Consider the following 12,742-nt stretch of genomic DNA (forward strand, 5'->3'; position numbering starts at 1 on the left):
ACTCTCCCTGATGACGTTTGCTAATGCTGCAATGATGCGAATGAATCAAGAGTGCTAACAATCGACAGCATTCGCGCATCCATTAGCTTACCGCCCAGCCATGTCCCCAATATCAACATGCCGACACCATTAATCAACGTAACCGGAATCAATAGCCAGAACATTGCGCTCAACATGCCGGTAAGGAACAGCACCAGAGCCACAATACCGGTGGGAATCAGCAGCAGGAATGTTCCGAACAAATAGATGAATGGGAAGAATCCCTGTGCCATAGCGCGGCCTTGCGGAGAAGAGAACGGCTTATCCATGGAAGGTACCGGATACATCAGTATCGTGGACGTCACCTCAGCCAAACCAATACCGCACAGTGCCACAGCAATACCAAGTGCCCAGAACAGCAGCGCCACCATGCGGCGTATGGGATGAGACCAGTCACCGGTAGCAATCATGAGCACAACGCCCAGCACAATAAGGTATGTCAGCGCAATGATTGCATAGATGCGCACGCGTCCGATTCTGTCTTGCACGCCGCGAACGCCGGCAATCACCTGCATAGTGAATCCGCGACCGTCATAGGCGATGCCATTGCTTTCCGCGATGGCGAGCAACCAGCCAGCCGTGATCAACGACGGCCATATAGCCAGACTTTCACCACGTGACTGCACAGCAAACAGTACGACGAACAGCACCGGCATGATGAACAGCATTGCTTGGCGCGGATCACGCTTGAGATAGGTGATCAGTCGAGCTGATATTGCACCGGACACGGAATCCGGCATGTGCTTGAAGGCACCAAGACCAGCAATGGTGACTGTGCGAGACGCGGCACCGGCAATGGTCCGTTCATGCCGCAAGCACCACGTGCATCCGGCAAAGCACAATGCCCACGTGACCGCCAACACAACAAGGTGCCCGGCCAATGCCAGTATGTTTCCAGTGGCTGCATCGAACGGCAGTTGGAACGCCGCTCCAAACGGAGTCCAAGACACCACGGTGGCTAGCATCGCAATGCCGGTTCCACGTTCTGCCAGACTGGCTGAATATAGAGCATCGGAGCTGAGTACCAGACTCGGCATCTGGCATAGAACTATGAATACCAGCAATGTGACGATGTAGAACAAGGCTTTGCCGCGCTTGGAGGTGACCAATGTGGTGCACAGTGAAATCAGTAATTTCGACAGACTGATCATGGTGAACACGGCGAGCACGGCCGATATCACTGATACGGCGACGGCGGCGAATCCCATATGCCTGTAGGATAACGTCCACAGCCATAACGAAAGCACGCCGGTTATGGCCGGCAGACCCGACATACCTGAGAGCAGCAGGCCTAGTTGCAAGGTGCGGTCCGGGATGCCGTACAACGCGAATTTCTTAGGGCTCATGGTGGAGCCATCGCCGAGCATCATCAGTTGGATGAAAGCCGCCATAAAAGTGACAACAGCGCCCACAATAATGGTCAAGCTTCGCACGAACGCGAAATGGCCATAGTCGGCAGGAAGCAGACCCTGCTCAACGGCACGGTCCAAGCCGCCAATGAACCAGGCACCCATGCCTACACTGATTACAGTAGCGGCAGCAATAATAATCGCAATCACATAGCCAACAGTCTGCCATACCGATCTGCGCAGTGTAGCCCAGGTCAGCGCCCATCGCAGTCGTACCAGAATTAATGCGGTACTCATACGCTGACCTTTCCGTTGTCAGCTCCGCCATCCAGCCAGGCCAAGTGCGCTGCCTCATGGCGACCGCCAACCAGTTGGAGGAAACGATCTTCCAGGTCTTCACCGGCAGCCACTTGTTCAACTGTTCCCGCGGCACATACCTGCCCGTTATTGATTACGGCCACATGCGTGCACATTTTCTCGACCAGTGCCATCACATGCGAGGAGATGATAACCGTGCCGCCAGTTTGTGCATATTCGATAAGGATGTCTTTGAGATTGGCGCTGGATACCGGATCGACGGATTCAAAAGGCTCGTCCAGTACCAGAATGCGGGGGCTGTGAATCATAGCTGAAGCCAAGCAAATCTTTTTGGTCATGCCGGCTGAATAATCGGTGACCATCGTGCTGGCAGCACCCTGCAAATCGAAGGCGGCGAGGAGATCATGGGCACGAGCTGTGGCTTCCACACGCTTCATGCCGCGCAGCATGCCGGCATATACCAGCAGTTGAAGCCCGGTGAGGCGGTCGAAAATCTGATCGGGTTGCGGCATAACGCCAATAGAGCGTTTGATCGCGTTAACGTCTTGCCATACGTTTCGACCCAGAATCATGGCAAGACCAGCATCCGGGGTGAGTAGGCCGGTCACCATATTCAGCGTGGTGGTTTTGCCGGCACCGTTCGGCCCTACCAACCCGTAGAACGAGCCCACTGGAATATCCAGCGATAGGCCATTGACAGCAATTTTGTTGCCGAATCGTTTGAACAATCCTCGTATCGATACCGCAGCCTCAGGGTTCGGCGGTATTTGCTGCGGTGCATAGTGCGGTTGAACCGGCTGCGGCATCGGAACCGGCGAAAAATTGACATTTCCTTGGGGAGTGTCTGTGCTCATAGTCTTAACTCTAGCCTACGAGCACAGCAAACCCAGGAATATTCAGCAGTATCAACCTTTGTGGGTAATCGGCTTCCACTGAGCCTTGGCGAAAATCGCCTGGAAGGAAATCGGCACATAGCTGAGCATATAAATCGGGAAGCTCAGCACATATGCAAGCAGCTCCTTATTCGAAGCACCAATTTGACCGCGTTCCACAATAATGGTTAATGCGGCGAGCGCCATCAGACCAAGCACGGACGTGATAATGCCGTTCGACCATCCCACCAGCGACTGCCATTGGCTTGCCCAGCTGACGAAGCCAAAAGCCGCAAACAGCACGCCCAACAGAACGCGCGCCACACCCAGCACGGTGAACGGGCAAAGCATCAGCGTGAAGTCAATGCAGGAGAAATCACGTTCGCGAACAGCTCGCTTCAATAAAGCCGGTCCATAGTAGCGGAACACTTGCAGGAATCCCTTGCTCCAACGCAAACGCTGACGCCAACTTTGGGCGAAAGTGACCGGCTGCTCATCGTAGAGAATTGCGTTACCGCAGTATCCGATGCGGTCGCCGTGCAGAATCGAATCCATCGTGAATTCAAGATCCTCGGTGAGCAGATGGAATTTCCAGCCACTGTTACGCTTCATCACTTCGCGGGAGAACATGAAGCCCGTGCCACCCACATGGCAGGAGGAGCCCAGAATCATGCGGGAATTCGAAAGGAATCGTGATTCACGAATGAACCACAAGGCAGAGCCGGAAGAGACCCAATTGTCGGCAAGATTGACTGAATTGCGGTAGCTGGTCAGAATCTTGAAGCCGGCGCAGAAGCCCTTGTTCATTTCTTCGAAGTAATGCTTATCGAGCTTGTTATCAGCGTCGAAGACAAAGTACGCATCGTAATCATCGGCTACGCCAGTGTCGAGCATATGGCCGAGCAGATAGGTCAGAGCATAACCTTTACCGACCTGCTCCATATTATGGCGTTCCAGCACATGGCAGCCGCGAGCGCGTACTACGTCGGCGGTATTATCCGTGCAATTGTCTGCCACCAACCAGATATCAATCAATTCAGATGGGTAGGTTTGTGCACGAATCGAATCAATGAGGTTGCCGATAACGTTCTCCTCATTTCGGGCGGAAATCAGCACGGCATACCGATTGGTCATGGGGGCTTCCGGGAATCGCACAGGCTTGGCGAACAGGGACATCACAATGCAGACGCCTTGATACACCATGCCTGCGCCGCCTACGATGAATAGCAGTACATCAAGTACGGTAAGCAGTGTCATTAGCGCCACCCCGCTCTCGGATTGCTCGATACAGTTGAATCGTCTTCCGTATTCTTGTCGTTCTTGTCGACTGCTTCAGTAGTTTCTGGCTCTTTAGCGTCCTCTTCAGCTTCCTCGGTGCCGCGCAATCCCTTCTCGGTTTTGCCGGACAGCACATGCTTCGGAATGGCCACAGTCGCAGAATCCTCATCGTCCGGAGGCAGCGGACCGCCCTGTTCGATGGCATACAGTTCCTGTTGCAGTCTACGCAGCTCCTCATCCATAGGCACCTTCTTGGTGGAGCCCTTGGCGGCACGCGGCACATGTTCGCCAATCGGATGCAGCACGTGTTCACCGAACGCTTCAGATGCCTCGACGATCTTGGATTTCTTCTCCGGCACCGGGTCATACATCAGTGGCGAGTCAACCAGTTCGTACCGTCTGGTGTAAGCGCGGAAAATCACCTGAATCGAAGCAGTGACCGGCAAAGCAAGGAAGGCGCCCAAAGCGCCGAACAGCGAGCCGAACGCGAGCACGGCGAGGAAGGCCAATGCTGCATTGATGTCCATAGTGCGCTGGGAAATCTTCGGGGAAAGAATCAGGTTTTCGATCTGCTGGTAGATGATGATGAATACCAGCACAGCAAGCGCATAGGTCCAACCGCGGTTACCCCAGGCGAACAGCACCGGCAGCGCACCGCCGATATACGTACCCACAGTAGGAATGAACTGGGAAACCACACCGCAGAACAGGGCTAGCGGCAACCAGTATGGCACTTGCAGCACTTCGAGGAATATTGCCGTGCATGCGGCATTAATCAACGCCAGAATCGAGCGCGAGAACAGGAAGGAGGAAATCTGATCCTGAGCCACAGTCCACACCAGTAGGAATCGACGCTGTGTGTTCGGGGCCAGCCAACGGCAGAATGAACGGCGCAGTTTTGGACCAGCTGCGGAAATATAGTAAGTGGTCATCACTACGGTCATCAGATCCAGCAGGAAGCTCAGTAATCCGCCCACAGTGCTCATGGCAGTACCAGCAAAGTCGGTAACCCATGAGGTTTGAATATTATTGAGAATTTCCGAACCGAGACTATTGATTTCCGGCAGCTCAAAACTACTGTACTGGCCGACGAAATCACGAATCTGATCGTACATGGCCGGCAATCCGCTGACCATGGCGATCATCTGGGAAACAAACATGTTGCCGAACAGGGTCAAGAGTACGCAGATGATGATGGCAAGACCCACAAGGCCCACTGCTGATGCCACTCCGCGCTTCCAGCCATGTTCCACCAGCGCCACCACCAACGGTTCAATGGCGAGCGCTAGGAACAGCGAGATAATAATGTCCAGCACCAGGTAGGAGATCTGGCCCCACGAGCGCCAGCAGAAGCTGAACACAACAATGGCGATGGCCACATATAGTAATGCGCGTCCGAACCATTCCGGTGGTCTGCGAGGGTCTCCGTGTGCGGGGAATAATGATCCTAAATCGATACGGTTCTCGTCTGGGGACTGGCTGACGGACTGAGAGGTATTGCCCTCATTGCTACCGGAGCCGAATGCATTCATGGTACGCGCGCTTTCGCTCATGGCTCCCCATTGTAGCGACTGGTTCGATGTTGGCTTTGCTCTAGCCGTAAATGGTATTGGGTGTATCGCTGAAATCCAACATCGCCAATGCGACTGTCTGGTCACTGTCTGGCTACTGACTGGATAGTTGAACATCAGTTGAATATCAGCTGGATATCGGCTCGGCGTACACCCGCTTTCCTATTCTTGAAGTCATGCTTACCGTTTCGATCATCATCCCAGCATGGAACGAAGCCGAACGTATTCGCGATTGCCTGCTGAACGCTACTCGGCAAACCATCATGCCACATGAAGTGCTCGTGGTGGATAACCGCTCCACTGACAACACATGCGAAATCGTGGAACAGTTCATTGCCGAGCATCCCGAAGCTCCAGTCAAGCTGCTGCATCAGGATGATGAACAAGGATTGATTCCTACTCGCAATTTCGGGCTGAACCATGCCACTGGCGATGTGTTGGGCCGTTTTGATGCCGATTGCATGATTCGACCGGATTGGGTGGAGGTTGTCAGCGGCATCTTTACCGAGGATCCCGAGGCCATGGGAGCCACCGGCCCGGTGATGTATTACGATATGCCGTCGCGTCATTTCGGTCTTCGTGGCGATAATTCATTGCGCAAGCGCATCTATCGTGCCGATGGTGGCCAGCCTCTGCTGTTCGGTTCGAATATGGCGTTGCGCGCTTCGGCTTGGCATCAGATTGCGGATGAAGTGTGCCGTGATAAGGCCGATATGATGCATGAGGATATTGATATTTCCCTGCATTTGATGGGCAAGGATTTGAAGACTGTGTATTCGCCGCGCATGATTGCTGCGATGAGCGCCCGCCGCATGGATACGTCGCTGAGCTCGTTCCTTACCTACATGCGCCGCTTCAAGAACACGTTCAATGCGCATCCGCAGCATTGGCGCAAGCACAAGCCGGAGATTCTGTTCACCGCTATGTATCCGGCAATGCACCTGTTCTATCCGGTATGGCAGAAGGTTTTGAATAGCGCTGATATCAATCCAGCTGAAGCAGCCTGGATTAACGAGCAGATGGAACTTGCCGAGGCTGAAGGCAAGAAGCTCTATGATGAGACTCCCACTGATGAGGAGTACGACGAAAAGCACGAAAAGTAGAGCACATATGCGCGCGTTTGAATGCGCATATGTGCTCTGATACCAGTAATGGCCCGCTCGAATGAAGCGGGCCATTACTGTATTTACATAAGCAGCATCATGTGATTCATCACATCAGCGACTTGTAGATGGCGAGGATGTCCTCTTCGGTGGCCTTGCGCGGGTTGCCCGGAGTGCACACGTCGTTGAATGCGTCGTGAGCGAGCGGCTCCAGATCAGCCTCGGTGGCACCAACTTCGGAAATCGTGGTCGGGTTCTTCAGGTCGACGGTCAGCTTGTGCACGGCCTGAACAGCCTCTTCGCGAACCTTCTCGAGATCGCCGGTGTAGGCGTCCTCAACACCGAAGGCATCAGCGATGTCACGGTACTTCTCGCCGGTGAAGTCCTTGTTGTATTCCATAACCGGAGCCAGCAGGATGCCGTTGGCAACACCGTGGGCAACGCCCAGACGGCCGCCCAGCGGGTGTGCCATGCCGTGCACCAGGCCGAGGCCGACGTTGGAGTAGGCCATACCGGTGATGTAGGAAGCGTATGCCATCTGCTCGCCGGCCGGAACGTCACCGTTTGCGGACTTGGCGAGGTTCTTGGCAATCATGCGGATGGTCTGCATGGACAGGCAATCAGACAGGCTCCAAGCGCCAGGGGTGATGTAGCCTTCGATGGCGTGGGTCAGAGCGTCGAGACCCGTGGCGACCTTCAGGCCGCGCGGCATGGAGTCGGTCAGATCAGGATCAACGAATGCGACAATCGGGATGTCGTGAGGATCGACGGCCACAAACTTGCGCTTGTTGGCGGTGTCGGTGATCACGTAGTTAATGGTGGTCTCGGATGCGGTGCCTGCGGTGGTCGGCACGCCGAAGATCGGGACGGACGGGTTCTTGGTGTCGGCAACGCCTTCGAGGGACAGCACGTCGGAGAACTCCGGGTTGGCGGTGATAATGCCGATGCCCTTGCAGGTATCCTGCGGGGAGCCGCCACCCAGGCCAATCAGGAAGTCGGCACCGGAGGCGGCGAACTTCTCGACGCCATCCTTGATGCACTCGACCGGCGGGTTCGGCTTAACGTTGGAGAAGACCTCGTACGGCAGTCCTGCCTCATCCAGAACCTTGGTCACCTTTTCTGCGGTGCCAGTTTCCAGCAGAACCGGATCGGTAACAATAAATGCCTTGGTGAAGCCGTGCTGCTTAGCGACAGCGGGGATTTCCTTGATGGCGCCGCGACCGAAATATGCAGTCTGGTTGAAAATCATGCGATAGACCATAGGTGCTCTCCTTTTGAGCTCGTACCTGTTTCAAGCCATTCGTTCATTGAATGACCTAACGGTTTCTTAGTCTAGCGCCGTCTGTGAGCGTTAACCTGAGAACACGCTGAAAACATACTTTACAATTTGCATTTCTCTGAACGATGAGATTGCAACGTTGAGTCTTGTCGGGCAAATATTTCCCGAATGCCTAAGCATTGTTCCGCCGATAGCGATCGCTCAACCTGACGCTGGATGTAACGACCCTAACCGCACAAACGCGGACTAGGATACGAACACAGTTGGGGTTTCAAGTTCATCTAGTCATCTAGAAGAAATCGAGGTGGGGTGTATGGCAAACGGTAAATCAATGACCGTGGCGGAAATGGTGGAACTCTTCGTGGACCGTGCAGCGCCGGTACGCGTCGATGCGTTCGATGGCTCGCATTTCGGGCCCAGCAACGCCGATCTGCATATTCGTATTACCAGTCCGAACTGCATGTACCAGCTTTTGGCGCATCCGAATGAAATCGGCGTAGTTCGCGCCTATGTGCTTGGCGACTTTGATGTGGATGGCATCGATTATGCCGACCCTTACCCTGCTATGCGCAAGCTAATCGCTTTGGCTAAGTACGTCAAGCCGATTACGCCGCTATCAATGGCGCGCGTATCCGCAGGCATTTTGAGCCACGGATTCAAGAAGCCTCCTGTGCCCACCACTGAAGGGCCGAGCAAGTTCGCCCGCATCAAACAAGGACTCATGCCGCACACCGAGAAGGCTGATTCCGAAACGGTGAGCTTCCATTACGACATGTCCAACGAGTTCTATGCAGATTTTCTAGGTCCATCCATGACCTACACCTGCGCGGTATTTGACGATGAGCAGATGAGTTTGGAAGATGCACAGGCCAATAAGCTACGACTGATTCTGGATAAGCTCGGATTGCAGCCCGGAGAACGATTGCTGGATATCGGCTGCGGCTGGGGCTCGATGGTAATCACCGCAGCTCGCCGCGGCATCAAGGCGCTTGGCGTCACACTATCCAAGGAGCAGGCAGCATATGCCAATGATTGGATTCAGCGTGAGGGACTGCAGGATTTGGCTGAAGTGCGCGTGCAGGATTATCGCGAAGTACCGGAGCGCGATTTCGACGGCATTTGCTCAATCGGAATGATGGAGCATGTGGGTACCAAGAACTATCAAAGCTACTTTGAGGAAATGTTCCGCCTGTTGAAGCCGATGGGCCGACTGCTCAACCATCAAATCACCATTAGTCATGACAAGCCGAACGGCAAACCTGGCACTGACGAATTCCTTGACCGCTATATCTTCCCCGATGGAGATCTCGGCGCCCCGGGATTCATCGAATCCTGCATTCATGATGCTGGTTTTAACGTGGTGCATCAGGAGAATCTGCGCCAGCATTATGCGCTGACCCTGCATCATTGGAATCATAATCTTTCCGAACATTGGGATGATGCGGTTAAGCAGGTTGGTTTCGAGCGTGCCAAAGTCTGGGGTCTCTATATGGCCGCCTGCGCACTGAACTTTGAGCTTGACGGCATTCAGATTCATCAGTTCCTGGCAGTCAAGCCGGATCGCGTAGGTCATCCGGACGGCAAGTGGTATCCGCTGCGTCCGTGGTGGAAGGCCTGAGACGAAAAAAGCCCTGCACTGTACAGGGCTTTTCTTGTGGTGGCTCCGAACGGCGTCGATCCGTTGACCTAGCGATTTTCAGTCGCTCGCTCTACCAACTGAGCTACAGAGCCATTTGAACGGCATAAACTTGAGAATCAAGTTAATCCCATCCAAGCGACCCCGGCCGGACTTGAACCGGTGACCTCCGCCGTGACAGGGCGGCGCTCTAACCAACTGAGCTACGGGGCCGTGTTGTTCCGTCTTGCGACAGGCAACAGATAGATATAATACTGAAAATCAGAACTTACGCAAACTTCGGCGTGTCCATTGAATTTTCAACGTTTTACTGCACTTCACACTCATTCATCGCTCATAGCAATGCTTCACCACATCAACCAGCTTGGCATGGCGGGTGGCACAATGGTCAGATAGCGAATCACCCATTAAGCAGCCCGCGGGCAATATTTGTGACGAAAGGCCAAGCATCATTATGACCGACTCCCAAGCCCCCATCGAATCAGCGCAAGACAGCGTCAACGCAGCGCACGTCAGCGATGGAGCCGCAGTACCATCTCACCCAATCCACAAAGTACTGTCCTTCGTCCGCCGTTCCGCACGACTTGACACCCGCCTGCAGCGCGCATGGGACAACTATGCGGATACCTATCTGCTGAACATTGCCGCCGGCAACGCTCGACTCGACGTGCGCGAAGGTTTCTCCCTGACCAAGGCATACATCCAGTCCACATGGGGCAATAACAACCCGCTGATTGTGGAAATCGGAACCGGGCAGGGCGAGAACGTCGTAGCCGCGGCCGCAGCCCACCCAGAAATTAATTTCCTGGCACTTGAGGTCTACGATCCTGGCGTGGCGCACACACTGCTGCTTGCAGGCAAGCAAGGGCTCACCAACATTCGCATAGCCCAGGTCAATGCAGCCGAGCTGTTCAAGGTCACCGAGCCGGGAACCCTTGCCGAGGTGTGGACCTTCTTCCCCGACCCTTGGCCGAAGAAGAAGCATCACAAGCGACGCATTGTGCAGCCCGAGCTGGCTGGAAATATTCATAACGCGCTTACCGAAGACGGCGTATGGCGTATCGCCACTGACATCGAAGACTACGCCCTCCACGTGCATGAGGTTATGGATCACCTCACCGGATGGAAGAATATCGGCACTGTGACCGTCAGCCTGCCATTGGAGCATGTCGGCAAGGGCAACGCCGACCTGGCCGCCGATATGCCGCACGCCGACTTCACTGAGTCCGAACGGTTTGACGGCCGCGTGCTGACCAACTTCGAGAAGAAGGGCCTTGACGCCGGCCGCGTGATTCACGACTTCACGTATCAGGCAATCGCACTCCAGTAAAACTCAGCTCCGCACCTCAACGCAATCGCAGCGGAAGCACAGCGGATATGCCTGCAAAATATGCCCACAAATGGCTAATTTGCAGGCATATCCCGGTATGAACACACAGCGCGACACGCCGAAGCGCCGTCAGATTTGCACGAATAGCAAACCCTCACTATAGTTAGACGAGTTGTCCGCCCCCATCGTCTAACGGTTAGGACACCAGACTTTCAATCTGACAACGAGAGTTCGACTCTCTCTGGGGGTACTTCAACAAAACCCTTGAAAACATTGGTTTTCAAGGGTTTTTCTTTTTGCTTTTGATACAGGTTTGATACAACCGTCCACGGTCCCAGCACGAGGCGCAATCCGCCCCCACTTCATTCGGAGCGCAATCGGAACACAATCAGAACAGCAGAAATGGCGGAATTCCGCGTTTAGCACATTCGGAACACTTGGAACACCGGTCACTCGCCGCCTGCGTCCATCTTCCTCGCGTATTCCTCCATGTCGCTGTCGTAGAGGTCGGCGTAGGTCTCCATCGTCTGGGAGAACGTCTTGTGGCCCGCCACGCGCTGAACGAGCTTCGGGCTGACCTGCATGTGGATCGCCAGGCTCACCGCCGTATGGCGCAGATCGTGCAGCGTCATCCAGTCGGGCACCCCGTCCGTCAGCCTCACGGAGGTCGTGAACCATCCGGTGCGGGAGTCGGGATGACGCATGTAGTCGTCCTGGGTCAGCGATCCGCCATCGTTGACCGCTCCGGGGCGCTCGAACACCAGAGCATCATGGTCCTTGCCCTCCATGCGTTCCCTGAGCCTCTCCTGAAGCCGGTTCGGAGGGAAGGGGACCGTCCTTTCCTCATGGTTCTTCAACGCCCCGACCTCGAGCCCGCCACCGGTCCACACCGCATTCTCCCTGACCCGTATGCGGTGGTTCTTCAGATCGACGTCTCCGACCCTGAGAGCGGTTGCCTCGCCTATGCGAAGTCCCGTCAGCCCCATGAAAAGCACCAAGGTGCCGTATTTGTTGCGTCTCCTGTCGGCTTCGGCGCTAAGGGCCTCCAACTGGGGCATCTCCAGATACACCCTTCTTTTCTCGGTATGAGGGACCGGGACTCGGACCCCTTTGCATGGGTTGGACGGAATCCTTCGGTCGTATACCGCCGATTCGCATATCTGACGCAGGACCCCCAACGCGTAGCCAACCTGTTTTGCGCCGACCGACTCGCTGATCTCGCTCACCCACTGCTGCACGTCGCTACGGCGAATCTCGGAGACACGGGCCAACCGCCACTTCGGCATCACCCAGTTCTTCCACACCCCGGCATCCTTGACGTAGCTCGACGGGGCCACGACGCCCTTGCGACCGAGAAGCCAGGCTTCGCCGAGCTCCCCTATCGTCACGCGCCCGCTGTCCGGATCCCTGTAGCTGCCATTGTTGAGAGATGAGCGGATTTCCGCAAGAAACGCTTCGGCGTCACGCTTGAGCCGGAAACCGCGTTTAACCCGCTGCCGATGCTGGTTGTCGGTGTACTTGACCATCCAGCCGATGCCGCCAGGAAACTTCTTGGCCTTGTAGGAGTAAACGCCCGTGGTCATCGAGGCGTCCTCTCACCGGTAGCGGGAACAGGGGACGAGCGGCGTCTGAACAGGGCATCCTGAGCCTCATCGCCGGAATCCGGAAGTATCCCATGACGGGACAGGCAGAGGCCCCATCTCCAAACGTCAAGCGAATTCGGGGATTCCGGCAGCCCGGTAATCATGCAGTCCACCTCGGCGGAGGCCGTTTCGGGAAGCAGTAGCGACAGCGGCGACACCTCGAGAGCCACGGCAAGCGCTGTCAGGTCATCGACCGTGACGCGGCGAAGCCCTATTTCGATGTTTCGCAGCTGGGTGTGGACGATGGGATGGCCGGCATCCGCCAGCCTTCCAGCCAATGTTCTGTATGAGAGCCCCAACGCCTTCCTGTACCTCGACACGTTC

Annotated in this window: 10 protein-coding genes and 3 tRNA genes; 4 read left to right on the top strand and 9 right to left on the bottom strand. The window is 55.3% G+C overall.

The window, feature by feature from the left end; all coding sequences use genetic code 11:
* Nucleotides 1–20: 20 nt before the first annotated feature.
* The 4 genes from AC1AY0_RS02510 to AC1AY0_RS02525 all read right to left on the bottom strand — a co-directional run bounded on the left by AC1AY0_RS02510 (nucleotide 21) and on the right by AC1AY0_RS02525 (nucleotide 5,388).
* The gene (locus AC1AY0_RS02510) at nucleotides 21–1,685 is read right to left on the bottom strand and encodes an ABC transporter permease (protein WP_476525732.1); all 1,665 of its coding nucleotides are present in this window, start codon (nucleotides 1,683–1,685) and stop codon (nucleotides 21–23) included.
* The gene (locus AC1AY0_RS02515; protein ID WP_476525942.1) at nucleotides 1,682–2,512 is read right to left on the bottom strand and encodes an ABC transporter ATP-binding protein; all 831 of its coding nucleotides are present in this window, start codon (nucleotides 2,510–2,512) and stop codon (nucleotides 1,682–1,684) included. Before AC1AY0_RS02515 ends, AC1AY0_RS02510 begins: the two co-directional genes overlap by 4 nt.
* Nucleotides 2,513–2,611: 99 nt before the next feature.
* On the bottom strand, nucleotides 2,612–3,835 hold the full coding sequence (locus AC1AY0_RS02520) for a glycosyltransferase family 2 protein (protein ID WP_476525734.1): 1,224 nt from the start codon (nucleotides 3,833–3,835) through the stop codon (nucleotides 2,612–2,614).
* Nucleotides 3,835–5,388 carry an AI-2E family transporter gene (locus AC1AY0_RS02525; protein ID WP_476525944.1) on the bottom strand — a complete coding sequence of 518 codons (1,554 nt, stop codon included), beginning with the start codon at nucleotides 5,386–5,388 and terminating at the stop codon, nucleotides 3,835–3,837. The genes AC1AY0_RS02520 and AC1AY0_RS02525 overlap by 1 nt, the downstream gene beginning before the upstream one ends.
* A 215-nt stretch (nucleotides 5,389–5,603) precedes the next feature.
* Between AC1AY0_RS02525 and AC1AY0_RS02530 the strand changes: the two genes are divergently transcribed.
* Complete coding sequence (locus AC1AY0_RS02530; protein ID WP_476525736.1) at nucleotides 5,604–6,530, top strand: glycosyltransferase family 2 protein; 927 nt, start codon at nucleotides 5,604–5,606, stop codon at nucleotides 6,528–6,530.
* A 109-nt stretch (nucleotides 6,531–6,639) separates the two neighbouring features.
* Here the strand turns inward: AC1AY0_RS02530 and fucO are convergent, their stop codons facing one another.
* Complete coding sequence (fucO, locus tag AC1AY0_RS02535; protein ID WP_476525737.1) at nucleotides 6,640–7,791, bottom strand: lactaldehyde reductase; 1,152 nt, start codon at nucleotides 7,789–7,791, stop codon at nucleotides 6,640–6,642.
* 331 nt (nucleotides 7,792–8,122) lie between these two features.
* Between fucO and AC1AY0_RS02540 the strand changes: the two genes are divergently transcribed.
* Nucleotides 8,123–9,427, top strand: a complete 1,305-nt coding sequence (locus tag AC1AY0_RS02540; RefSeq protein ID WP_476525739.1) for a class I SAM-dependent methyltransferase — start codon at nucleotides 8,123–8,125, stop codon at nucleotides 9,425–9,427.
* Between the two features lie 37 nt (nucleotides 9,428–9,464).
* Here AC1AY0_RS02540 and AC1AY0_RS02545 read toward each other — a convergent pair.
* Together AC1AY0_RS02545 and AC1AY0_RS02550 are read right to left on the bottom strand one after the other, a co-directional pair.
* Nucleotides 9,465–9,540: transfer RNA gene (locus AC1AY0_RS02545), tRNA-Phe, on the bottom strand.
* A gap of 44 nt (nucleotides 9,541–9,584) precedes the next feature.
* Nucleotides 9,585–9,658, bottom strand: a tRNA-Asp gene (locus AC1AY0_RS02550).
* 241 nt (nucleotides 9,659–9,899) lie between these two features.
* On the opposite strand from AC1AY0_RS02550, the gene trmB reads away from it, so the two are divergent.
* Together trmB and AC1AY0_RS02560 are read left to right on the top strand one after the other, a co-directional pair.
* Nucleotides 9,900–10,775, top strand: coding sequence for a tRNA (guanosine(46)-N7)-methyltransferase TrmB (gene trmB, locus AC1AY0_RS02555; protein WP_476524504.1), 876 nt, complete (start codon nucleotides 9,900–9,902; stop codon nucleotides 10,773–10,775).
* A gap of 178 nt (nucleotides 10,776–10,953) precedes the next feature.
* A tRNA-Glu gene (locus tag AC1AY0_RS02560) sits at nucleotides 10,954–11,025 on the top strand.
* 199 nt (nucleotides 11,026–11,224) lie between these two features.
* Here the strand turns inward: AC1AY0_RS02560 and AC1AY0_RS02565 are convergent.
* Both AC1AY0_RS02565 and AC1AY0_RS02570 read right to left on the bottom strand, forming a co-directional pair.
* On the bottom strand, nucleotides 11,225–12,358 hold the full coding sequence (locus tag AC1AY0_RS02565; RefSeq protein ID WP_476524502.1) for a tyrosine-type recombinase/integrase: 1,134 nt from the start codon (nucleotides 12,356–12,358) through the stop codon (nucleotides 11,225–11,227).
* On the bottom strand, nucleotides 12,355–12,696 hold the full coding sequence (locus AC1AY0_RS02570) for a hypothetical protein (protein ID WP_476525741.1): 342 nt from the start codon (nucleotides 12,694–12,696) through the stop codon (nucleotides 12,355–12,357). Before AC1AY0_RS02570 ends, AC1AY0_RS02565 begins: the two co-directional genes overlap by 4 nt.
* Between the last annotated feature and the right edge of the window lie 46 nt (nucleotides 12,697–12,742).

The sequence above is a fragment of the Bifidobacterium sp. LH_416 genome (assembly GCF_056357055.1).